A 21,895-nucleotide genomic window follows, 5' to 3' on the forward strand; every position below is an offset into this window, starting at 1 on the left:
GTTACTTTTCATTTTTTTTTAATCTTTTTATTATTCCTGGAATAGTAGTATTCCATTTATATTTCACCGCTAGGTTGTCTTCCAACAGCTTATGCCCATTCATGGGCATTAAAAACAGGTATATGGAATCATGGATTTGTCTTTCATAAAAAAGTTTTTTATCGCTTATAAACCGTATCGGAAATTTGCAATTTTTATGTTTGCCGCCGGATTTTATAAATTCGCCACGGTTCACCTGATACAGGAAAAAGATGGAACCACCTCTATAGTCGGAGCACTCTATTCGCTGTATGTCTGTTGTGAAGACCACAACAGCAGATTTACTTACAGCCTCCTTTAGGGCTATAGTTACAACGCGCATTTCCTCCACAGGCTGCGCCTCCTGGAAGAGGTTAATTGTAGCGTACCTGCTATCCGTCTGTTTGTCTGCTGTTGCCCTTGATTTATACTTTTTAGAACAGGCAACACCCAGGCTGATAAGTAGCATCAGTGTTATACGTTTCATATAGGGTTAAGCATAGGTAATAGGTAGGCAGCATAGCCGTATGGAATAGAAACCTGAAAGCTGTCATCCATCAGTTTGCTTGCCTTTTTAAATGTTATTCCTGCACATATTCTGCCTCCCATTCATTCCCATCATCCCCCTTATGACCATCGAGTTTTATAACAAAGGATTTGGCCGGAAAATAGGGAGTCATCCGAATATCTAACCAGACCCTATCTTTTTGGTGGCGGTCTTGCTCAAAGCGAACAATCTTAAATTTTTCGATTAATTTGTCGGCACCTTTAATACCATCCAGAAAACGGACAATCTGTTTTCGAAGATCATCTTCATTTTTTGCAGTCCAGTTTTCAAAGGCCCTACGGTTTAGAAAATCCAGGAGCACCTTGGTTACATAATCAAAAACGCGGACCACAGAATAGGTTTGTAAACCTATGTTATCCCCTGTAAATAATGTTTTTGCAGAAAATGCCATAATTTTACCGTATTCATTCACCATGGGTACCAAACCCATCTTTTCTAATTGAGAAATTTCACTTTTCTTAAGTTCAAACTTTACAGCATCGACCTCGTTTATGCTGCCATATTTTTTACCTGCAGCAGCCTGCGACATTAATGTAGAATGGATTTTTCCCGCTAAGGAGGTGGATGGCGGTAGGTATACATGGTCCGCTTCCCCTACCTCCTCTGCTTTACCCCGACCGATAATCCAGTTACATGTCATGATAACATTGCTCCTATGCAGCTCTCCACCCGTAAGATTCGCGCTATAGAATAAATCAATTACATCATCCGGTTTATCAAGATCAGCGAAATCCGTTACTAACATAACCTTGTTCTCATTACATACCTTCGCCCATTTTTCTACGACCTTATTCGATCCAAAGTAACCTGGAGCCACGAAGATGGCGTAGTTATCTCTCAAATCTAAACGATCGTAATACTGCTTAAATTCATTGGCGATATGGTTTATAAAGAGTGGATTATCAATATCAGAAACTTGTGCTAAAGAGGCATTTATCAGATGAACATTATCTACCCGATCCAATTCGGTATTTTTATAAAATTGAGCAACCGTTCTATAGGCAGTCTCCAGATCTCTGGTTTGTTCTAAGGTATTTTTTAAGTTCTTTTTTAGGGTTATTTCGGCTGTTGCCGATTTATTTTTGCAGTCTTCTACCATATGCTCCACCAGCGCATTGGCACTTAGCAGATCAATCCAAACCTGAATCTTCTTAAGAAGATCTTTTCTTTCGGCGGCTTTATTGCTGTCGGATAGGAAAATCTGTTTCCTTGCTTTTCTTTCGGCGTTCATATTGGCAATGCCATCGATTACGGATTCCATAAAACTAAAACCGCCTAGTTTTGATAATGCGCTAATATGGCTATCATTTTCCAGCAGCTGTTGTTTATGTGGCGCTGCTGCTGCTGCTGCTGCTGCTGTTGTTGGTTGTGTTTTTGACATAATGTTTGTTTTAAATAGTTCGCTGTTATTGCTGGCCTTCCAGTTCGGAAACGACCGATTTAAGCGTTTCAATAAATTCGGCTTTGGCCTCCGGGTTAGCCAACATATTTTGCAGTACCTTATTGTTTCGCAATTGTCGGATAATGGTATTGTATTGTTTCTGCGCTAAACTCAGATTATTTAAAAACTCGGAGTTCTGTACTAAATTTTTGGGGGTAAAATCGCCCAGGTTTTGAAACGTAAAATCTTCGTTAACTGCATCTCCATCAGCAGTATCGTGTCTTATTGCTACTACAGGTTTGAAATAATTAAAAACATCAGCAATCGTTTTTAAGTCTTTTACTATTTCTGGGGAAGTCGGCTCCTCTGTTGTTAACTTGCTAACCAGTAGGGTTTTATTTTGTTGTATTTCCTGGATAGCTTCATTGGTGTCTACTTTTACTTCGTTGCCACCAACACCATAATTGAACATTGTCATAATTTTTGGATTTATAGGGTTATTAATTTTAGGATCTCGCGAACCAGATGCTAAGTTTTTGTTACGAAAAATAGCCTTTATGCGTTGTAGAAGTTTTCTTAGATCTATCATTTGTAAGACTACTTCTATGCTAATCAAGTAAACTCCAGCCTTTCTTAACCTGTGTTTTGGGTGTAATATCGGTATCATTAACGATGATATTTTCTTTTACCTGACCGATGTAATCCAGGTTACTCAGATGGCTGAAAATGCGCTCTAAGCTGTCTAAAAGGAGCTTAATAGCCGACATATGCTGCCCGCAGTTATTGTGATCATAGTTAATCTCGGCCACCATAGATAGCTGATTCAGCAGGGCATGTGGTGGCACTTCACTCCATTCAAAGGAATAATTTAACATCTCCTCCAACTCTGCATTAGCCAATACTTGCGTACTGTTGTATATATGCAAGGCAAGGCTGGAGAAAATCGCAATCATATGTACCGGTGGTTGTTGGGGCACCATATTTCTATAACTAAAATATATATTGGCGATATAATCTATTATCGTGCGGCATAGGCCTTTCACATTGATCACTAAGGTGGTATTCTGATTAAATTGCAGTGCTTTCTTTATAATAATAAGCGCATACTGTTGAAGTTTTCCCATCGCATCGGCAAAACTTTGGTAATAGCTAAGCAATACCGGATGACTATGCAGACTTGTGCTGGGGGGGATAAAGTTTTTATCCGCTTTAGCTGCATGATCATCAATTTCAACCTTACCAATAATCAGGTAATTACCACCTGTGGCGCCACTTTTTAAATCATCCTCAGCTAAAAGCTGTATTGTATATTTCGATTGGGTATAGGGATGTCTAGGTGGAGTTTCCTCGGGATCGATATCCCCAAAGGGTATTCTGCTATAGGGGTTTGCGGAAATAAGCACGTAATAGGCTAATTTATTTTGGCTGGTTTTACCCTTACTAGTATTAAGTAACGATTTAAAATTAATTTTATAATCTGAAAGCTCAATTCTATACCCTGCTTCCGTTATTGCAGCACAATGTCTGACGACAATATGGACATCATTCGTGGCCGTATTAACCACCTCGAATATCGCCTCCTCATCTCCTTTTTTGAACCCTATAGGCAAGAGGCCATAGTTATAATTCGTACAGCGTAAGGAATTTGTGTCCCGTAAACTGTCTAGAAAGAAGTTGTCGTGAGCGTTGAGATGCTTTTCCGATATTTTCATCCCATCCGTCCAGTTTATTGCGAAGTTTTTTAGGTTCTGAATCATAGCTATGTAGGGTTTATTGGGTATCGATTAAAATTAAATTTCATTGTTAATCACTCTTTTACAAAAAATAGTACTGTGCTTTGTTATTTTGTTTTCCTGCATTGTTTTGTCGAAATCAATAAATTTTCTAAAATGAAAAATTGATTTTTTGGTATAAAATACCCAGGAGTAAGCCTCGTCATTAGCGTCTAGCAGCTGAATGGGGCTTGCCGGATATTTGTGATTGTAATCATCCACAACCCTATAAAACCAATGCCCTACAGCTAGCACATCATAAGGGGCTTTGGCATCTATTCTAGACTTTTGGCCTTCGGCTGTTGTTTTAGTTAATTCCAGGGTTATTACGATAAGGGTTGATGATTCTAATTTGTGAAAGTCAAAGACATTATGAACTTGGGTATGCTGCCAGGTCTTATAGATGGTAAAGGGGATAGTAATGTATAAGATAAAACAGTAATAAAAGGAGAGCGGTATAAGGAATATTGTGAGGGATGTGGCAGCCATAAAGGCATACCCTTCAAAAGGGCTTAATCCATTAAATATCCAATAAAAAATATACCCCCCTAACAATAAAGCTATCGTAGTTAGGATGCCATTAAAGAGCATTATAAAACCTAGTGGCTGCGATTTGCTGTAAAAAAAATTCTGTAGTAGATTGACGTTTAACATACCACAAAACATATAATACAACATACAGATTAAATACCAAAAAGGATTAAAGGTGTTTCCTGAATAGCCCAAAAAACCCGGTAGCGCAAGGCATATCCCGGCAACCAGTAAGTAGGCTACGATGACTTTCCATTTAATGGATGGCAATTTGATTTTCATATACCCCAGGATAACGGCAAGTAGTATAATTACTAGGGGTACTAATATGTATTTCAGAAAAATGACTTTTATAACTTGGTTATCCATATAAATAACTGTTTTTAGGTGTTGTGATTTTCCGTCTTATAGGTACGTTGTGTAGCCCAACCTATTGGTATCCTGGCTTTTACTTACTACAAAAGAATCCGTATTTCGATTTGTTAAGAAGGCCTCTTCGACCGCAATATTGGCGGGCACAAAATGACTGTAAAGGACGGATAGCAACGTTCTAAGTGCCGATTTTGGCACATAATTCGCCATCTCTGCATAAGGAATAGGCCCATACTGTATACACCAGTTTCTGTTGCCATCAAAATGTTCACCACTTAAAACCATGGATATGCCCAGGTGAAAATTGGAAAGAGAAACACTGCTTGTGCCGCTTTGAAAGTCCTTCACCTTATTGGGAACAAAGGTTATTGTTACCGGAATATTCAAAAAAGCAGTTAAACATTTGGCTAACCAGCTGGAATTGCCTTTAACACGATGGAAAAAAGGAAGCAGGTGAATAAAGATCTTTGCGGTATTAGGGTCAACAGCACCCAGTAAAGACCAAAGCTCTTTCATAACCTGTAAAAACATGGGCGACTGATCCATGGTTTCAAATGCGTGTTCCTGCTGGAGGGCATTACGTGTTACGAAGAAAGACTCTTGCTCAAAAGGCTTGAAGAAGGTGCGCGCAGCAGCTTCTACTTTATTTTGTTCGTGGATATGTGATCTAATCGCATCAACATGGCGAGCGGAATTACCGCGGTATGGGGCATGAAAAACCCCTTCGGGGAGATAATCATAAATTCCGTCTCGACAGGAAGATAGTTCAACAATAAGCGCGTCCAACGCGTACCAATGACTATGTACACCTACAATATCTTTTTGAATGGTTCTATGGCTACCTCCCATGCGATTTAAAAATACCTGCTCTATATTGGTAAAATATTTCATCAGGTTTAAGGCGATTACTTCAGCCTTATAATCTGTAAACAGGTTATTCTGTATTGCCCAGTTGCCACTTATATTATACACCTGTTTCATGATCTCCATCTATTACACGAACGATATATTCAATTCCGTCAATTCCTCTAAGCATAATTTGATGTTTTAGCGTCTCCGCAAGATTGTTCCAATATCTTGTCCCCATCCTGTTGTACGCCTTCGGCGTAATCTCCACTTCTATAGTTTTAATAAACCCTTCTTTAGGTTTACTGCTAATGATAGTTCCTCTTTTTACCTGAATTTCCGCAATATCATCTGCTACCAGGAGGAAACAAAAGCTTTTAATATCTTCCATAGAAATAAGCTTATTCCTTGTGGTTAATGCATATTTATAGGCCTGAATTGCGTTTGTTCCTTTTTGGGCTTCGTTACCTCCGGTAGTTGGGGTTAATAAAGTAATCGACTGGTTTGTAATAACCTCCGTAATTCTAGGCTGCGTAAAGCAGGTACCCATTGGTATATTATTGGCTAAGGTGCAATTGGAAACCCAATACGCTGCCTTCAAATATTCTGTATCCGCAAACGGACTTACGATAGCATAGTTAATTTCCTGCATGGTAGTTTTTTCAGCTTGGGAAACGCGCTTATCCAATACCCGCATTTGATTCGTCATTTTTCGTATGGCCTCTACAACTTTATCTCGGTCTAAAACTCCAAAAGCAGAAACTTCATCTCGAGTTAACTCCAGTAAATTTGCCGTCATATCCAACGCATTACGGTCGTTAAAACGTTCCATCCCTCCTTTTCTAACGGTAAACTGTCCCGTAACATCCACCTCCTTTGTATTTTGAAATGGAATCTCCGAATACACATGGCCAAAGTTATCCTCCACCTTATCTACAAATAGGAAATGTTCTCCCACAGCGGTCGACATAGGAATATTATCGGCCATAACATTCAATGCATACTCCTTACTTTTCCATTTCCGGTTATAAATGGGGAAGGCATTTAAAGAAAATGAAAAACCAGCAAGAATATCATGCGTGTATTGTGGAGGAAACTCCATCTCCAACCACAGCATTTGTTTCCCTTCAATACCTGCCATTGCCTCCCTGAGGTCGTGCATAAAGTGCAATGAAGGCGGTAGCAGCCCGGTAAGCAGGCTTGCCTTTAAGCCCGATATCTCAATGAATTTATCCTTATACGTATTTTTAATATTTTCTTCTAAGAGTTTCTGCAGAGAGTTTTCGCTAAAAATCTCTAAATATCCCGCAGTAGATTTTTGCGTACAATAGCTTAGGCCCGCTGTAACTTCCAAGAGTTCTCCGGCAGCAGTAACCGAAATAAAGGGCAATAATTTATATACAAAGTCTATATAGCCATGTGTTGGGTTTGTACAGTACAATGCTAATTTTGTCGGGAAATGGTCCCCAGAAAAATCGGTTGCATCAATACCGAGCATAATTTTATTCGGGCGTAATGTTGTGGAAGGTAGTTTTGCCAGGACTGTTTTACAGGAGCCTTCCGTAAAAGTAAAGTAGCACCCTGCGGTTATCATAACGGCAGTTTTCATTTTCACCAGCCTCACCTTATCCACCGGAGTAAAATGAATATCGACCTGATTATCGGGTTCCGATTTTTTGAATGACGGTATTTGCTTTTTTATAAAAAATTCGCTGTATGCTGGTAATTCCATTATCGAGTCATTCGGGTAACAGTAGGCAAGGGCATGTCCAGGTTGTGGATGGGTATATATCGAAGGTGTAAGGAGTTTAGCCAGTTTTTCCAACACCCTGGAGTCTGCGTTCTGGATTTCATGATTGACCTTAAAAATTTCCATAGCAAAAGCGTCGATGAGTAGCGATACCAATGGGTCCATATTATCACTGCTTTTTAGTCCCCATATTTTTACAGCATTCCGTAACATACGTTCCTTAATTGCTTCTTTTGAATAAGCGGTTGTTTTTTCATTTATCATACCCTGTTTTCGAATATTTTTTTAAAAAAGTGCTGCTACAAGTTTTAATCTATAGACATTGGACTCAAATACAACTCCGTCATAAAACTGAAGTTCTCCCCACTATCGGTTAATTTTGCATTAATGGCAATTTTCGCTTTCTTTCTTATCTCACTAAACATCTTAGTTTCATAAGTATGGGCAACATACTCCATATGAATTTCAATTTTGGGGGTATTGATGCGTTTTTCATACCTACCTATTTGTTCCTTCATACTCTTTATAAAAAGCGCCTCCCATTCTACGGTAGTCACCGCATTATCAAACTCCAAATCCCAAACGGCATTACCAAAATCCAAGTCATATCTATGCTCCCGTTTCTTTGTCGTTATTAATAGCATAATATTTTGCGCAATACTCTCAGCATCGCTACAGACCACATCATTGTGCTGCTTGTTAATAAGCTTCTCCGTGTCTATCGGTATATTATAATTTAGGTGTATCATAATAAGGCTGTTTACAGGTATATTATAATTCCGGCGAGGAGATATGCCAATGGACTATTTTGTCGGCATTATTCCAGTCTACTGTTATGGAATAGCCATTCATCAGTTCCTCTGCGAGAATTTTTTTTGATATGGGCCGTGTTAGCTGTGTACGTATTACGCTACTGATCTGGCGGGCACCATAACTGCTGTTGAACCCCGCAACGGCAAGATTTCGCATGGCCTCCTGGGTCATAGAAAAATGAATACCCAGGTTATGCAATGCCGTAACCAAGGTTTGTACCTGTATTTTAAATATTTCGGTTGCTGTATCTTCCGTTATAGGAGCAAATGGGACAATTTCCGTAATGCGGCCTAAAAATTCAGGGCGAAAATAACTGCACATTATTTGTTGTAGGTCGGCAGTGGCAGGGGTTATATTTTGGTTGAATTTATCAGCAATTAGCTGACTTCCGATATTCGACGTAAACAAGATCAAGGCATGGCTAAAATCCCCCTCCTTCCCTTGTTTATCATGGATTTTGCCTTCATCCATAATCTGTAGGAATAGGTCAAACACAGACGGATGCGCCTTTTCAATTTCATCAAACAGGACTACGGCATATGGCTGTTGACGTATTTTGTTCACCAGCAGGCCCCCTTCTTCATAGCCTACATAGCCTGGCGGTGCACCATATAATAAGGCTGCAGCATGTTCCTCTTTAAATTCCGACATATCATAGCGGATCATAGCCGTTTCATCGTGGAATAATAACTCGGCTATTGATTTTGCCAATTCCGTTTTACCAGTTCCCGTAGGACCAAGGAAGAAAAAGGATCCGATAGGTTGTCCGTTTTTTTTCAATCCACTGCGGTTTTCAATAATAGCATCTGTAACAATTTTTAAAGCATGGTTTTGACCTACAACTCTTTTTCGAAGCAGTATCTCCATATGCTGCAGTTTTTCTTTTTCCTGCGCTTGTATATGGCCAATTGGAATATTCGTTATGCTGGCCATGACCGCAGTAAGCTCAAGCTTGCCGACTTGCAACCTTGGTACACGAGCATCGATCAGCAGCTTGGAATACACCTCCTCTAGCACTTGCTGGATAGCATCTGCTTTCATGGAGCGATGCAGGTTAGGCTGCTCCTTTAACGCCCCCCACAGTATAGGGCTTATCCTATTTTGTAACTGCCCATATAGCCCATGCAACTGCCTAATTCGTTCTTGTTCATCGGTGAAGACTGTTGTAAAAAGCTGGTCAAATTCATGTTTCCAGGCGTGCAGCTCTTTTACTGATAATTCGTTCAGAATCTTTAATGCCGCCATTGTACGGTCGAGTAAATCTATAGCGGCATCAGGAAGTTTTTTACCTTTAGCATATCTTTTTGCTAATCTTACACATTCAGCCAAGGCACATTTATCCACATCCATGGTATGATGAGCTTTGAAGTGCTCCAGCTGCAGTTCCATCATTTTTACACAGGTATCTTGATTCGGCTCCTCCAAAGCCAATACTTCGAAACGCCTGTTAAATGCCTTGTCGCGCTCAATTATTTTTCGATATTCGTCTTGTGTAGTCGTACCAATTACGGTTATCTCCCCGTTTGAAAGTTCAGGTTTTATCAAGTTTCCCAGATGCCCTGCACTACCCTTTTCGTCCAAGAGGTTATGTATTTCGTCGATAAATACAATAGCCTTATTCATTTTCTTGCAGACTGCTAAAACAGCCATTAAGCGATCGTCAATTTCACTTTTATAAGCCGTTCCGGCACATAAACTCGGCAGATCCAATGCAATAATCAAGGAAGAGCACAACATCGCCGGTACATTACCCTGTACAATCTCCAGTGCTAAACCTGCAACCAAGGCAGTCTTGCCCACACCAGGCTCACCAATTATTAAAACATGGGGTTTACTTTTTCGGCATAATACTTCCATAAGATTACGCAGTTCCTTTTCACGACCTATAATACGTTGCAGTTTTCCGGCTTTCGCTTTGGCAGTTATATCCTCCGCATACTTAGGAGTACTGGTAAATAGCTTATGTACTACCATAGTATCGTTAGCCGGCAAATCAGCATCGGTATGCATAAACGCCTGTAATATCTCATGTTCCCTTAGGGGGAGTGATTTAAGCTGTTCTGTAGTGTAAGCGATATTCGGCTTTACGAGGGCTGCAAGCATACATAAAGGCGTAATTTCATCCAGTCCGAGTTTTAAACGGATGGTATCAGCCGCTTCAATTATACTAGCAACAATACAATCCTGCGCAATGTTTGTAGGAAGATGTACCGATTTTGGATATTCCTCTATACGTACTTCCGTCCAATCGTAAATATAATTCGGATCCTGGTCTATATTCTTCAAAAAATCACGTAAATCCATCTCCCGATGCATCAGTGCCTGCAGTAAATGCGAAGCACCATAATGCATATTTTGATTTTCTTTTGCTATAGATTGTGCTATATGAAAGAGCTGTTTTAAGGTTTCGTTGGTTATGATTATGCTCATTTTTAGATAACTCTTATTATGTGTTGAAAAATTAAATGCAATGGTATCCAATTTCTATTTTCAGTCCAGTGAAAAAACTCGACCATAACCTTATTCTTAATGCTACCGGATAACCGGCCTAATTCATCCGCTACAGTAGCGTAACGAATTCTTACTGTGCGGCGCTAAAGCCCAAAACCCGTTTTTAGTTGTGGGATGTAGTCCGCACTAAGCCAAAAGAAAACCTTCCCTTTATGTGCTATATGTAAGGAATCATCCTGTTTAGCAATCTGAAGCTTTGCGGCTATATCGCCAAATTGGACGAAATAGTTGTAAACCATTTCGGGACGTATTTTTTTATCCTTTATCCAGTCGTTGGCTGTTTTTTCCATGCCGGTAGTTTCCGTCAGTAAAAAGTCAAACCCTGTTGATAATCGGATTAATTCGCGCATAGGCAACCGTTTAAGTTTGGCTCGTTTTAACTTCTTTGCGGCATACGGATGCTCAGCGAGAATACGCAAGTAAGTACGTATGGCTTTACCTTTGCGAAACTTCCCCTTTTTCGGTACAACAGCCTGATATACTTGGTTGTAAAACTCTCTTAACTGCTCATACTCCAAGGAGTTTAGAAACAACCCTGGTTGTACTACATGGGGTAATGAATCCTGTTTTACAGTGAAAGATTCGCGTAAAAGTAAGCTCGTATTTCGGTTCAGAAAGGCGGATGCAACATCCGTTGGAATACGGATTTTTGTATCCTCAAAATGACGGGTATAAGCTGTAGATAAGCTGGTGCGCTTTAACCCAATTGAAGAATGGAAAAAACGTATTAAACAGCTATCCATGCTTTTATTATCGACAGTAACCTGTCTGAGTAACGTATCGAGTGCCATCTTGAGTATTCCTACTTCCATCACGTCCCCTTTTTTGGGAAATACCACTAAGCCCTGGGTCATACTCTGTTGAGGAAAATCGAGCATATATACGCCATTATGGCCTGCAGATATGTTATACTTATTTACCGATAAGATTGTACGCTGATCGACAAGGGTGGCTTTCTTTTTTGCAGAAATATTACCCGCACTCTCTAGAACGGCGTTTTCTGCCAAAAGCACAAAATCTGTATATGCATCTGCCATTTTAGATTGGGTCTGAAAAAATAGGGCTCTGGCATTACTTCTTGAAAGTGCATGAATAACCATGTTACTTTGCCTTAAGCTTGCTGTGGAGCCTATGACCACAATTAAGTTGGTCTCCTGCTGCGCATCAACCAACATATTGGCGGCTGCGTTTATGCCTTTGTCCAGGGGCTGAACAATAGTTGTATCTTTACCGGGTACATGTTTTTGTTGCTCGTCAAGGAAATGTGTAATTGCGTTATAGTCAGCATGTAGATCCGTATGGAAGGCTTCGATGTTGTAGCGACTTTGTTTGTACACTACAGCCCCAAAATTAACGGCTGTAAAATAATTAGACCGACTGAACTTCAGCTGTAGTTCCTGCAGTAGTGATTTCACAACGGCAGTATAGGGTTTGCTGTATCCACTAATATCAAGCACAAAGATGATATTGAGTTTGCTGTGGTTATCCAGTAATTCGAGGTAGTTATTATAATAAATCGGTTGCCCAAAAACATTATAAATTCTATTCTTAGCGTAACTAAATAAAGGTCTAAAAACCTTGGTGCTGCATTTTAAATCGCCGGTATTTTGTATAGGATAAAGCTGTGTTAGGCTATTCGCTGTTTTTAATACTTTCTGGGTAGATGCAGCTACGTTACAGCAACTATCCGGGTAAAAGGGCACAATCTGCAAGGTGTCGTTTTTTGTTTTTACAGCAAATCGCTCTCCCCAAACCGACAACATATGGCGACTTATCCATCCCATTGTAGTGTGCTGTAAGCTATCGGGCATTAAATGAGGGTCTGTACCAATCAAAAATCGTTGCCCATCTGCTGCTTGTTTATAGATATACACGATAGACCCCAAGCCTATTTTCTTTCCAGTTTTGTGGGTAAGATCGGGAGTAGCATATATAAAAGCCGAATCTTGCTGTATATATTTTTCGGGCTGCAGCATAACTTCTTTAGCGTTAATAACAACAGCAACTTTAGCCATAAAACCCGTAGATGCGTTGATTATTCCGCTACGCCAAAGCAATACCTGTTCTTCAGGAATCCAACCTGTGAAACGAAGATGCTTAGACCGCGGTACTTTCCCATTTTGGATGAAATCAGGCTTATAGGCGGTAACCTTATACATACCGCCTTTCTTTTTGAGGATAATAAAGGGATCTAGGAATGTGCACAATTTGTTATGGGCTTGATGATCGGATGTCGAAGTTGGGAAAATGCGGTTATGGGATCGGTCGGAGAAGGCAATCCAATCCTGGCCTTTACGCGAGAAACCAGTATCGTAATACTGGCTATCCATACTGGTGTAAAATGTTGGATGCGGTGTTATTAGAACCTTTTGCAGCGAGCAGCCCCTTGCAAGAAGAAGGCATGCAAAACCAAAGGCCAGGATATATCTAAATGTGCGGCTCATTTGTCTTGGATTATTTCAATTTGTGTTACACAATTCATATCATCATCAAAACCCACCTTAACACGTTCTATAATCCTATTTCTATCAAACTGTAAACCCGCACAGTAATAGTAAAAGCTATTTATTTTATTGCTGTTCACTTTTACAGGTGTATTTTCCTGCTGGCAGAGGTATTTGGTTAATAGGTATTTATAATGCTGATTAACCTGCGTGCTGTTGGCAATCTGTTGGAGGTGATACTTAAAGTCGTCATCAATCTTGTTGTACATATCATCTACAGAAAGCGAGTCGTTTCGAAGTTTAAAGGAAGGCAAAACCCGTATTTGCTGTGTTATAGGATATGCTGTTTCATCGGTATAGAGCGTAACCGTATAGTCGCCCGGTGTTTGGTATGCATAGATAGCAACCTTCTCCCTGGCATCTATGGTATGGCTATCGCCAAACTTCCAAACAAATACCTTAGCATATTTGCTGTGTGCCCTAAACACCACATTTTCATATTGCATAACCTGATGTGGCGCCTCCATTGTAGTCATGGAGTCCATTAGCTTTTCGCCGGCTTGGGGCAATACTGTAATCGCAAATTCTTTGGTATACTGCCCATTTAAAGTCAGTTTTACCTGGTAATAACCCGGTTTTTTATAAAAGTAAAACCCGCTGTCATTTACCGAACTGTTTCCATCCCCGAAATGCCACTCCTTTAAGGCTGTAAATGCAGATTTATCGGTATAAAATAAAGTGTCACCCACGGACAAGGTACTGGGATAAACGTTTGCATCAATATCACCTGCAGAATGAAAAAACGTCGATTGCAGCCATAATCCTGTCCATAGCAGACTAAAAAATACAGCCCCTAAAAGGAGTAAAACTTTTAAATGGTTATGTTTTCTATAGGCTTCCATAGGCTACTTCCGTTTACTGAACACTTCTAGAGAGTATTGCATTTTTCTTTTGGGCCAACTGTTGTTCCTTATCTTTAAAACCGATTGCACACTCTTCATACTGCTTTTCAAAGAGGGTTATATTTTCCATTTTTTTGACTGCAATAATCTTGTCTTCGAGATACATTTTATAGAATTGGGCCATTTGTATATAGCCCTCTTTTCTACTATCGTAAATGCCGCTGTTTTCAAAGCTATTTGCTATCGCGTTAATGCTATTTTTAATATCATGCGCAGCGAAGGGATGCAGGCCGCTATCATTCAGAATATGAATTTTTTTATAGGTGTTATGTATTAATGGAAACACCAGATATTGCTGTCGTGAAAATTTGTTTCTCTCGGCCAACATTTGTATTTCTAAAACATCATTTCCGGATAATGGTGTAGCAAACCTGCGGGAAATAAGGTATATACCGGCACCAATAACAAGCAGCGCCATGGCCAACAGATAGGTAAACTGATACTGTTGTTCTCTTTTTGATAAAGTATTTGCGCTGTTCATAGCTGCTTTATTTTACTTGGAACCTCCGTGTTGGATCCTGCTCGATTTCTGCCTTTACTTTCTTAATACTGCCCATACATTCATTTAAATTTCTTAAGGCCATACGTTCTTTCTCCGAAATCTGGAATATTTCATACTTCAGCATAAGCATAGCGTCTAACTGTTTTAATAGAAGGGCATAGTGCTTAAATTCCGAAATACTATCCGCTCCAATTAGCTGATTAGTTTGCTGAATATTTTGCGTAATGTATTTTCCCAGTGCCAGGTCATTGGTCACCTTCCCGGTATTCCATAAGCCCATCAGGTAAAAAAGGCTGTCCATTTTTAGCTTTAACACATACTGCTTGTTAAGAATGGATTGGTAAGCAATAATGTCTTTCTGAATATTTTTTCGCTGCACATCATAGCTATAAAAAAAGAGATAAATAACCAAGAACGTTAGTATGGTGAATAGGGCAAAATGAAGCATAAATATACATAGCGCTCTTCGCTTGTTCCGGCTGTTAGCTATCGTAGTTTTACTTTTCATGGATTAATAGTTGGTTTGTTTATTGCTGTGTTGGTTTGTTGGCTGTAACGGCATCCGAAAATGTTTTCCCTATATTTGTTTGCTCTAAATCATCTTTTTATGCATATACAGCCACATACAATTAGCCTCTCTATCGCTGAATCTGATTATTATTTTAAAGAGATATTGGTTAATAGTTTACTTTGTAATCCGTTCTACCGTGTACTAAAAAACTGTAATAATGGTCATGAATTATTAAGTCAATTATACTTTCGGCAAGAAAATATTTTTATTATAGACCTGTTTATGCCGATTATGAGTGGCATGGAAGCCATTTCAACGATACGTAAATCAGGCAACAGCACGCCTATACTAACCTATTCTCCGACCTATCAGGACGATATGTGTCAATACCTATCCAAATTTCCTGACGTTTATTATTGCCAGAAGAAAAGTGTTGTAATTCTGGATTTATTGAAAAACTACATCTTAACCCATACGCAGGAGTATGCGAACTACCTGAAACATTGGCAACTGCAGCCTACTGCGGTACATGGTTATTTTCAAAGGCAACAAAAAGCCTGGTATACTGCCTCAGTAACAGAAATACAAATTATGAAATTATGCTATGAAGGACTAAGTAATAAAGAAATAGGATTATACCTTAATTTGAGTAGCAGATCTATAGATACGTATATTGCAAACCTGGTCAAAAAATTAGGTTTGAGAAATAAAATAGACCTTATCCGTTTCTGTGTCGAACAGGGCTATTATAATTCCAGTACATAACAATTTCATTAAACAAAATTTCAGTTATTGTATTTGACAAATTATGCCAGCTATATGCTAAAGAACAAGTATTAAATTATCTAGATCACATACAAATGAAATAAAATTAATTTACTACAACAAACAACAATCTGAAAACTTGTTCGTGCTTAATTCCTGCAAACATCTTAATGTCTAAAAATATATAGGTATTCCATACATTTAGATAAAAACAATATTAACCTGTATATTAATTAATTATAAATTTTCTTATAACGCTAAAAGTTCTGTTTTAAAACATTGTAATTTATGTGCTTTCATTTGGTTGTTTTGAAAACTAATGATAACAATCATTATTACATCCCACAAAAATTCGATCCTTTAACCATCAAAACAGAAATGGCTCTTTCTTTAATTTGCAATGTTGAAAAGTTATTTATCTATTTTCCAACGCTTGGACCAAATGATAAAATATAATTAGTTATTTTGTAAAAAAACATCGGTATGTCGTCAAAAGCAAATAAGGCAGAAAAAACAGTGTACTTCAGTATACTGGGAAGTTTTGGTCTGGCCATTATAAAATGGTTGGCAGGATTCTTTGGACATTCCTTTGCGCTAATTGCAGATGCTATAGAATCCACAACAGATATATTTTCGTCGATTTTGGTTTTATTGGGTATAAAATATTCCAAACGACCGGCCGATAAAACACACCCTTATGGACATGGCCGCATTGAGCCACTTATTACCTTCATTGTTGTAATATTTCTGGTAATTTCTGCTACCGTTATTGCACACCAGAGTATCCTTAATTTGCAGACTCCACACGAGCTTCCTAAACCCTGGACCTTGTATGTTTTAGGTGTAATTATCGTATGGAAGGAGGTTAGCTATCAGATTGTTATGCGTCGTGCAAAGGCATTAAATAGTACTTCCTTGCGTGCCGACGCCTGGCACCATAGAAGCGACGCTATTACTTCGGTGGCTGCCTTTATCGGAATTTCCATCGCCTTATGGTTGGGTGAGGGCTATGAATATGCCGACGACTGGGCGGCATTATTTGCTTCGGGCTTAATATTATACAATTGTTACCACATCTTTAGACCTGCATTGGGAGAAATTATGGATGAAAACTTATTTGAGGATATTGTGGCCTTTGTGCGCGAAAAGTCTTTGGAGGTTAATGGTGTGATGGCTACCGATAAGTGTTTTGTACGTAAAGTAGGCATGTCGTATATTGTAGATTTACATGCTGTTGTAAGCGCAGATTTAAGTGTTAAGGAAGGCCATGATATTGCCCATGCCTTAAAAGATTATCTAATGGATAACCTCAGTGATATAGCCAATGTATTTGTGCATATTGAACCCTTTGACCCAAGTAAAATTACGATAGATTAATAGATTAAAAGCTATCAGCATAGGCAAATAAACTAGGTGCCCCACCAGTATGCAGGAATAATATGTTCTCTCCTTTTCTATAATAACCATTTTCAATATCCATTAGCAGTCCGCTAAAGGCTTTACTGCTATAAATCGGATCCAAAAATATACCCTCAGTTTTAGCCAATAACCGTAGGCAGTCGATATGATAAGGTTCGAGTATGCCGTATCTGTTGCCGGTAAAAGCCTTATGCAGGTTGATTTTCTCCGGTACCTGGCTTTTATATTTAATTAGAGTTAAGGCTTCCTCTACAAAGGATAATGTTTGGTGTTCCAAATTTTCTTGCGTAGGATTGGCCTGGTATCCTGTAATTTTAACAGCACTTCCGGTAATCAACTTCCCCAGCTCCAACCCTGCCTGTGTGCCACCTGAGGCCGTTGCTAAAGCCATATGGTCAAAATACGTACGTCCTTCTTTCTGTTGCTCCATAATTTCTATGTAGGCGTCTAAATACCCTAACGTACTTAAGGCCGACGAACCGCCAATAGGTATAACATAGGGACGCCCCCCCGCTCTTTTTATGGCTTCAACACGCTGCTTCAATGCCTCGGTAGCATTTTCACCTTGGCTAAAGAAATGCGTTTTGGCCTGAATAATTTTATTCAGCAGGCTGTTTCCATTTTGCGCATAAACGGTGGAGGATATAGCAACTGTTTTTTTAAGAAAGAGCTCGGTTTCAAACCCGTGCATATTAGCCAGTAATGCGGTCATATGTGCATGGTTGGATTGTAGGGCGCCCATGGTTAAAATATGGGTTGCCTTATGTTTTTGTGCATCACCTAAAAGGTATTCTAACTTACGAACCTTGTTGCCACCAAAACCAAATATATTGTGGTCTTCTCTTTTGAAATAAAGGTTTACACCTAAAGCTTTACTTAACACCGAAAGTTTATGTATTTCGGTTTTTGAGGTAATAAATCTTAGCTTGGGGAACTTTTTTAAATTTATAGCTTGCATCATATTGTGTATAACAGATTATCGATTAACTAATTATAGGTATAACAATATAAGCAATATTTTGGTTTAGCCTAGGTTTACTATAAAAGTGTTTCTTTAAGGAATATAAAAATAGCAATCCCTAAAATAAGGTACCCTAAACTACGCTTTAGCTGCTGCCCATTGAAATAACGTGATATATAAAAACCAAGAAACATACCCAGCAAAAGTAAAACCGTATAGGGGGCTAAAATTTTCCAGTCAAAAAGGGGTATTTTTTCTATATCTCCTGCCATGCCGAAAAAAGAATTTATGCAGATAATCGCTAATGATGTGCCTACAGCCCTATGCATGGGCATTTTGTAAAAACCAATTAAGGCCGGAATGATCAGAAAACCTCCACCCGCTCCTACAATGCCAGTTATCAAACCTACTCCTGCACCTTGAAGAATGGTCGTATATCGACTTGGTTTTCGGTCATTAACAGCTGTTCGCTTTTCAGATGGTTGGATCATTTTTAGGGCTGATAACAGCATTACCAACGAAAAGAAGACCATGAGGATCGTATTTTGATGGATAATCCAGGGGCCGATAAAAAATACTTTAGGTATAAGGGGAAGTATAAATTGCCGTGTAAGAAATACGAGGATTATGGAAGGTATTCCGAAGTCTATAATCTTTTGGTAATCAATTAGCTTAAGTCTGTAGTTGCGTATAGAACCTATAGCTGCGGCAACACCGATCGCAAAAAGAGAATAGGTGGTAGATAGCGATGGTTCTACCTGCAATATGTAAACAAATACCGGAACCGTAAGAATGGATCCGCCACTCCCCATCAATCCCAAAGATACTCCAATACACAGCGCTAATAAAAAACCTAAACTTTCCATATTTGTTAAAAAGTCTAAAGCTAAGTAAATAATTAAACGGAGGCTGTATCTTTTGTTACATTCCTTTTTTCTAAAGGGTAAAATCGCTGAAAGCACAATTCTTTTGTATTTTTTCAAATATCGACTTGTTTTTAGTAAAAAAAATGTAAATTAGCGTCAGAGAAAATGAAAATTTAACAAGTAACAATGCTCAACCTTAAAAACTTTATTAATTACGTTGAGAAACGTAACCCCAATGAGTCTGAATTCTTGCAGGCAGTAACTGAAGTCGTTGAAGATATAATTCCATTCTTAAATGAGAATTATCCTGAATATGAAACCTTAAAAATTCTTGAAAGATTAGCTGAACCGGAGCGCGTGGTATCTTTCCGTGTTGCTTGGCTGGATGACAGTAATACTGTGCAGGTAAATCGTGGTTACCGTGTTCAGATGAATTCGGCAATCGGTCCATATAAAGGTGGATTACGGTTTGCACCGGATGTGAACTTAAGTATTTTGAAATTCTTGGCTTTCGAGCAGGTTTTTAAAAATGCGCTGACTAGTTTGCCTATTGGTGGTGGTAAAGGTGGTAGCGACTTTGACCCTAAAGGAAAGTCGGACAATGAGATTATGCGTTTCTGTCAATCTTTTATGACCGAGTTGTACCGTCATATTGGTGCGGAAACTGACGTTCCTGCCGGTGATATTGGTGTAGGTACCCGTGAAATTGGTTTTCTGTTTGGACAATATAAACGTATACAGAATAACTTTACAGGCGTGCTTACGGGTAAAGGTGTAAATTGGGGTGGTTCTTATATTCGCCCTGAGGCTACGGGTTATGGTTTATTGTATTTTGTAGCGTGTATCTACGATTATATTGACCAAAATCTGGAAGGTAAAACGGTGTGTATTTCAGGTGCTGGTAATGTTGCTTTTTATGCGGCAGAAAAAGCAATTGCGCTGGGTGCTAAGGTTATAACACTATCCAATAGCAGTGGAACTTTATATGACGAGGATGGTTTTACGCATGAAAAACTGACCTATATTGCTACTTTAGGTCGTAATATAGATAAGTTTACTGAGAAATATAAATCCTCCTCTTTTCATGCAGGCGAAAAGCCATGGCAGTTTAAATGTGATATCGCATTGCCATGTGCTACCCAAAATGAACTCAACGGAGATGATGCTAAAAAGCTAATCGAAAATGGTTGTAAGTGTGTTGCTGAAGGGGCTAATATGCCATCCACAGCCGAAGCTATTACTGTTTTCCATGCCGCAAAAGTATTCTTTGCACCAGGAAAGGCAGCTAATGCGGGTGGTGTGGCCGTATCGGGCTTGGAGATGTCGCAAAACTCTATTGGGCAGCAATGGACGTCAGCAAAAGTGGACACACGTTTAAAGGCTATTATGGAGAATATTCATAAAACTTGTTTACGTTACGGTAAAGAAGAATCTGGATATATTAATTACCTAAAAGGTGCTAATATTGGTGGCTTTGTGAAAGTGGCAGAGGCGATGAAATCGCAAGGTATCGTTTAACCCTGTCGTTAAGAATATAAAAGGTGACCTACGCTAGTTCATAGTAAGTAGGTCACCTTTTTTTGTGGCCGTATCCTATCCTTTTGATCAACCATTACAGGTATTGCGAAGTATAGGTGGAATTTAATTGTCGCCTTGGCTAGCGACATCTTTAAGCTTTCACTTCCGACTTTTAATTTTTACATTTGGCTTTTTAATTTACAACATGAGAACAATAGCAGAGTTACCACATCCGGAATGTAAGATTACCATCTTTGGTATGAACCAAAAGTTTATTATCAAATTTGAGCAAGGCAACTTGGAGCAGTCTTTTAAACTCGCTGAAACTGACGTTACCGAAGGTGTAAATTCTGTCTTTGAAATCTTGGATGAGACTTTTATAACCCAAGTTCTGCAACAATTTAAAGCCATGCGATCTGGCTTTATAGAAGCCTACAACAGGTATAATTAAAATTCAAAAAGACCTTGTATCAACCTGACAAACAGCTACTTAAGACTGGGGTAGGTATGTTTCAGAATTAAATTTGGTGTATTTTGCGCTGCATAACACAGGTGGCGGTTACCTGCTCAATAAAGCATACCACAAGACCGACAAAACACATTGATAAACAGCGAGATAAATATCGGCTCCAAATATTATTTGGCCAGCTCTTTAATCAATTTTGGTAACGCAACGCTGGCCGGCGCTGCGATCTGCCGAACACGGTGGTGTAACCTTAAATTATCTACCTGTGGGTCGACCACAATAATTTCACAGTGATGCGGAACAGCATAAATTAAATTTGCAGCCGGATAAACTTGTAGAGATGTACCAACGACGAGCAAAATATCCGCCTCGCTCACAACCTTACTGGCGACCTGCATCATAGGTACGGCTTCACCAAACCAAACTACATGGGGCCGCAATACAGAGCCTAAAGGGCATAGATCGGTCATCTTAAGGGTATCGCCGCTGATGTCAAATACTAATTTTGGATCTTTGGATGACTGAGATTTTAATATTTCTCCATGTAGATGTATGATCTGTTTGCTGCCCGCACGCTCATGGAGATCATCGATATTTTGCGTTACTATATATACATCAAAATATGGCTCCAATTCCACAAGTGCTAAATGACCGGCATTGGGCTGTGCTTGTCGACAGGCAGCACGGCGCAAATTATAAAAGCGCTGTACCCGCTCGGCGTCGCGCGCCCACCCCTCTGGCGAAGCCACATCTTCTACCCGATGGCCTTCCCAAAGACCGTCTTGCCCGCGGAAAGTCTGCAATCCACTTTCTGCAGAGATGCCTGCACCAGACAATACAACCAATTTTCGTTTACGCATACATTACTTTTTTTCAGGTAACCCTGCCACAAAAAAACGCATAAAATCTTACAATTTTA

20 protein-coding genes are annotated in these 21,895 nt (G+C 39.3%); 4 read left to right on the forward strand and 16 right to left on the reverse strand.

Annotated features, from left to right (window positions below):
- Position 1: 1 nt before the first annotated feature.
- From ACL9RF_RS04760 to tssO (ACL9RF_RS04820), 13 genes are all read right to left on the reverse strand, one after another.
- The gene (locus tag ACL9RF_RS04760) at positions 2-505 is read right to left on the reverse strand and encodes a hypothetical protein (protein WP_422799448.1); all 504 of its coding nucleotides are present in this window, start codon (positions 503-505) and stop codon (positions 2-4) included.
- A gap of 94 nt (positions 506-599) precedes the next feature.
- Positions 600-1,967: a DUF5458 family protein gene (locus ACL9RF_RS04765; RefSeq protein WP_422799449.1), complete on the reverse strand. Its 1,368-nt coding sequence runs from the start codon at positions 1,965-1,967 to the stop codon at positions 600-602.
- A 25-nt stretch (positions 1,968-1,992) separates the two neighbouring features.
- Entirely contained in the window at positions 1,993-2,445 is a 453-nt protein-coding gene (locus ACL9RF_RS04770; protein WP_422799450.1) for a type VI secretion system contractile sheath small subunit, read from the reverse strand.
- A 130-nt stretch (positions 2,446-2,575) separates the two neighbouring features.
- Positions 2,576-3,724: a hypothetical protein gene (locus ACL9RF_RS04775; RefSeq protein WP_422799451.1), complete on the reverse strand. Its 1,149-nt coding sequence runs from the start codon at positions 3,722-3,724 to the stop codon at positions 2,576-2,578.
- A 33-nt stretch (positions 3,725-3,757) separates the two neighbouring features.
- Complete coding sequence (locus tag ACL9RF_RS04780) at positions 3,758-4,639, reverse strand: TssN family type VI secretion system protein (RefSeq protein WP_422799452.1); 882 nt, start codon at positions 4,637-4,639, stop codon at positions 3,758-3,760.
- Positions 4,640-4,675: 36 nt separating this feature from the next.
- Complete coding sequence (locus ACL9RF_RS04785; protein ID WP_422799453.1) at positions 4,676-5,623, reverse strand: type VI secretion system baseplate subunit TssG; 948 nt, start codon at positions 5,621-5,623, stop codon at positions 4,676-4,678.
- The gene (locus ACL9RF_RS04790) at positions 5,607-7,502 is read right to left on the reverse strand and encodes a type VI secretion system baseplate subunit TssF (RefSeq protein ID WP_422799454.1); all 1,896 of its coding nucleotides are present in this window, start codon (positions 7,500-7,502) and stop codon (positions 5,607-5,609) included. The genes ACL9RF_RS04785 and ACL9RF_RS04790 overlap by 17 nt, the downstream gene beginning before the upstream one ends.
- Positions 7,503-7,546: 44 nt before the next feature.
- Positions 7,547-7,987, reverse strand: coding sequence for a GPW/gp25 family protein (locus tag ACL9RF_RS04795; protein ID WP_422799455.1), 441 nt, complete (start codon positions 7,985-7,987; stop codon positions 7,547-7,549).
- Positions 7,988-8,009: 22 nt separating this feature from the next.
- Positions 8,010-10,481, reverse strand: coding sequence for an AAA family ATPase (locus ACL9RF_RS04800; RefSeq protein WP_422799456.1), 2,472 nt, complete (start codon positions 10,479-10,481; stop codon positions 8,010-8,012).
- 164 nt (positions 10,482-10,645) lie between these two features.
- Positions 10,646-13,006, reverse strand: coding sequence for a type VI secretion system protein TssR domain-containing protein (gene tssR, locus ACL9RF_RS04805; protein WP_422799457.1), 2,361 nt, complete (start codon positions 13,004-13,006; stop codon positions 10,646-10,648).
- Complete coding sequence (locus ACL9RF_RS04810) at positions 13,003-13,908, reverse strand: hypothetical protein (RefSeq protein WP_422799458.1); 906 nt, start codon at positions 13,906-13,908, stop codon at positions 13,003-13,005. Before ACL9RF_RS04810 ends, tssR begins: the two co-directional genes overlap by 4 nt.
- Before the next feature lie 13 nt (positions 13,909-13,921).
- Positions 13,922-14,449 (reverse strand): type VI secretion system TssO, encoded by a 528-nt coding sequence (tssO, locus tag ACL9RF_RS04815; protein ID WP_422799459.1) that lies wholly within the window; start codon positions 14,447-14,449, stop codon positions 13,922-13,924.
- Positions 14,450-14,456: 7 nt separating this feature from the next.
- Entirely contained in the window at positions 14,457-14,978 is a 522-nt protein-coding gene (gene tssO / locus ACL9RF_RS04820) for a type VI secretion system TssO (RefSeq protein WP_422799460.1), read from the reverse strand.
- 99 nt (positions 14,979-15,077) lie between these two features.
- On the opposite strand from tssO (ACL9RF_RS04820), the gene ACL9RF_RS04825 reads away from it, so the two are divergent.
- Together ACL9RF_RS04825 and ACL9RF_RS04830 are read left to right on the forward strand one after the other, a co-directional pair.
- Complete coding sequence (locus ACL9RF_RS04825; RefSeq protein ID WP_422799461.1) at positions 15,078-15,746, forward strand: response regulator transcription factor; 669 nt, start codon at positions 15,078-15,080, stop codon at positions 15,744-15,746.
- Between the two features lie 483 nt (positions 15,747-16,229).
- The gene (locus tag ACL9RF_RS04830; RefSeq protein WP_422799462.1) at positions 16,230-17,123 is read left to right on the forward strand and encodes a cation diffusion facilitator family transporter; all 894 of its coding nucleotides are present in this window, start codon (positions 16,230-16,232) and stop codon (positions 17,121-17,123) included.
- 4 nt (positions 17,124-17,127) lie between these two features.
- Here ACL9RF_RS04830 and ACL9RF_RS04835 read toward each other — a convergent pair whose 3' ends face one another.
- Both ACL9RF_RS04835 and ACL9RF_RS04840 read right to left on the reverse strand, forming a co-directional pair.
- Complete coding sequence (locus tag ACL9RF_RS04835; RefSeq protein WP_422799463.1) at positions 17,128-18,126, reverse strand: D-cysteine desulfhydrase family protein; 999 nt, start codon at positions 18,124-18,126, stop codon at positions 17,128-17,130.
- Between the two features lie 77 nt (positions 18,127-18,203).
- Complete coding sequence (locus ACL9RF_RS04840; protein WP_422799464.1) at positions 18,204-18,992, reverse strand: sulfite exporter TauE/SafE family protein; 789 nt, start codon at positions 18,990-18,992, stop codon at positions 18,204-18,206.
- A 186-nt stretch (positions 18,993-19,178) separates the two neighbouring features.
- Between ACL9RF_RS04840 and gdhA the strand changes: the two genes are divergently transcribed.
- Together gdhA and ACL9RF_RS04850 are read left to right on the forward strand one after the other, a co-directional pair.
- On the forward strand, positions 19,179-20,510 hold the full coding sequence (gene gdhA / locus ACL9RF_RS04845) for an NADP-specific glutamate dehydrogenase (protein ID WP_422799465.1): 1,332 nt from the start codon (positions 19,179-19,181) through the stop codon (positions 20,508-20,510).
- Positions 20,511-20,715: 205 nt separating this feature from the next.
- The gene (locus ACL9RF_RS04850; protein ID WP_422799466.1) at positions 20,716-20,961 is read left to right on the forward strand and encodes a hypothetical protein; all 246 of its coding nucleotides are present in this window, start codon (positions 20,716-20,718) and stop codon (positions 20,959-20,961) included.
- Positions 20,962-21,146: 185 nt separating this feature from the next.
- Here ACL9RF_RS04850 and ACL9RF_RS04855 read toward each other — a convergent pair whose 3' ends face one another.
- Positions 21,147-21,836, reverse strand: a complete 690-nt coding sequence (locus ACL9RF_RS04855) for an SIR2 family NAD-dependent protein deacylase (RefSeq protein ID WP_422799467.1) — start codon at positions 21,834-21,836, stop codon at positions 21,147-21,149.
- Positions 21,837-21,895 lie beyond the last annotated feature (59 nt).

This window comes from Sphingobacterium sp. Mn56C (assembly GCF_049319645.1).
Lineage (GTDB): Bacteria > Bacteroidota > Bacteroidia > Sphingobacteriales > Sphingobacteriaceae > Sphingobacterium.

What these genes read in the sequence shown, in the direction of transcription:
- tssO (WP_422799459.1), bottom strand. Translation starts at nt 14,449, where the DNA reads ATGAACAGCGCAAATACTTTATCAAAAAGAGAACAACAGTATCAGTTT.
- ACL9RF_RS04795 (WP_422799455.1), bottom strand. Translation starts at nt 7,987, where the DNA reads ATGATACACCTAAATTATAATATACCGATAGACACGGAGAAGCTTATT.
- ACL9RF_RS04850 (WP_422799466.1), top strand. Translation starts at nt 20,716, where the DNA reads ATGAGAACAATAGCAGAGTTACCACATCCGGAATGTAAGATTACCATC.
- ACL9RF_RS04785 (WP_422799453.1), bottom strand. Translation starts at nt 5,623, where the DNA reads ATGAAACAGGTGTATAATATAAGTGGCAACTGGGCAATACAGAATAAC.
- ACL9RF_RS04760 (WP_422799448.1), bottom strand. Translation starts at nt 505, where the DNA reads ATGAAACGTATAACACTGATGCTACTTATCAGCCTGGGTGTTGCCTGT.
- ACL9RF_RS04765 (WP_422799449.1), bottom strand. Translation starts at nt 1,967, where the DNA reads ATGTCAAAAACACAACCAACAACAGCAGCAGCAGCAGCAGCAGCAGCG.
- ACL9RF_RS04790 (WP_422799454.1), bottom strand. Translation starts at nt 7,502, where the DNA reads ATGATAAATGAAAAAACAACCGCTTATTCAAAAGAAGCAATTAAGGAA.
- ACL9RF_RS04800 (WP_422799456.1), bottom strand. Translation starts at nt 10,481, where the DNA reads ATGAGCATAATCATAACCAACGAAACCTTAAAACAGCTCTTTCATATA.
- ACL9RF_RS04770 (WP_422799450.1), bottom strand. Translation starts at nt 2,445, where the DNA reads ATGACAATGTTCAATTATGGTGTTGGTGGCAACGAAGTAAAAGTAGAC.
- ACL9RF_RS04775 (WP_422799451.1), bottom strand. Translation starts at nt 3,724, where the DNA reads ATGATTCAGAACCTAAAAAACTTCGCAATAAACTGGACGGATGGGATG.
- ACL9RF_RS04835 (WP_422799463.1), bottom strand. Translation starts at nt 18,126, where the DNA reads ATGATGCAAGCTATAAATTTAAAAAAGTTCCCCAAGCTAAGATTTATT.
- tssR (WP_422799457.1), bottom strand. Translation starts at nt 13,006, where the DNA reads ATGAGCCGCACATTTAGATATATCCTGGCCTTTGGTTTTGCATGCCTT.
- gdhA (WP_422799465.1), top strand. Translation starts at nt 19,179, where the DNA reads ATGCTCAACCTTAAAAACTTTATTAATTACGTTGAGAAACGTAACCCC.
- tssO (WP_422799460.1), bottom strand. Translation starts at nt 14,978, where the DNA reads ATGAAAAGTAAAACTACGATAGCTAACAGCCGGAACAAGCGAAGAGCG.
- ACL9RF_RS04825 (WP_422799461.1), top strand. Translation starts at nt 15,078, where the DNA reads ATGCATATACAGCCACATACAATTAGCCTCTCTATCGCTGAATCTGAT.
- ACL9RF_RS04855 (WP_422799467.1), bottom strand. Translation starts at nt 21,836, where the DNA reads ATGCGTAAACGAAAATTGGTTGTATTGTCTGGTGCAGGCATCTCTGCA.
- ACL9RF_RS04780 (WP_422799452.1), bottom strand. Translation starts at nt 4,639, where the DNA reads ATGGATAACCAAGTTATAAAAGTCATTTTTCTGAAATACATATTAGTA.
- ACL9RF_RS04810 (WP_422799458.1), bottom strand. Translation starts at nt 13,908, where the DNA reads ATGGAAGCCTATAGAAAACATAACCATTTAAAAGTTTTACTCCTTTTA.
- ACL9RF_RS04830 (WP_422799462.1), top strand. Translation starts at nt 16,230, where the DNA reads ATGTCGTCAAAAGCAAATAAGGCAGAAAAAACAGTGTACTTCAGTATA.
- ACL9RF_RS04840 (WP_422799464.1), bottom strand. Translation starts at nt 18,992, where the DNA reads ATGGAAAGTTTAGGTTTTTTATTAGCGCTGTGTATTGGAGTATCTTTG.